General features: G+C 63.4%; 1 protein-coding gene. It reads right to left on the bottom strand.

Annotation, left to right across the window (positions count from 1 at the left end):
- Nucleotides 1-23: 23 nt before the first annotated feature.
- A partial coding sequence (locus E4F61_RS14120; RefSeq protein WP_238382962.1) for a hypothetical protein occupies nucleotides 24-434 on the bottom strand: 411 nt, incomplete at its 5' end.

The raw sequence follows: 434 nt of genomic DNA, 5'->3' as shown, positions 1-434 counted from the left end.
GCGGCGTCGGCTTGGACGAATTGTTAGGGCTCACGCAGGATGGCCCCGACCAGCATGTAGCGAGGGGCGGACCACTTGCCCGTGAAGGTTGTGGCGCTCAGCTTGCGCTCCACGCATTGCGCGAGAGCGGTTTCACCCTCGCGCCAGCTCGCGGAGACCGTGCCGCTCGCTTCCACCTGCAGCACGACCGTGAACGGCGACAGGTCCTTGCCCGGAGGACCGCACGCGTCCAGCGCGGAAACCAGTGCCCGACCTTGCATATCCAAAAAGGCCGTGTGCTGCACCTTGGACATGGCCCGTTCCAGGCGGATCGCTTCGGCTTTCGCCGAAGCAAAGCTTTGGGGAGCAGCGGCTACCTGAGCAGCTAGAAATATTGTTGCGAGCACGATGAACCTCCTTGTGAGCCCTAACACCTGAGTTAAGCCGCGCCGCGA

Source organism: Cognatilysobacter segetis, from assembly GCF_004359965.1.
GTDB classification, from domain to species: Bacteria; Pseudomonadota; Gammaproteobacteria; order Xanthomonadales; family Xanthomonadaceae; genus Cognatilysobacter; species Cognatilysobacter segetis.
This window is presented reverse-complemented; position numbering and strand designations above follow the sequence as displayed.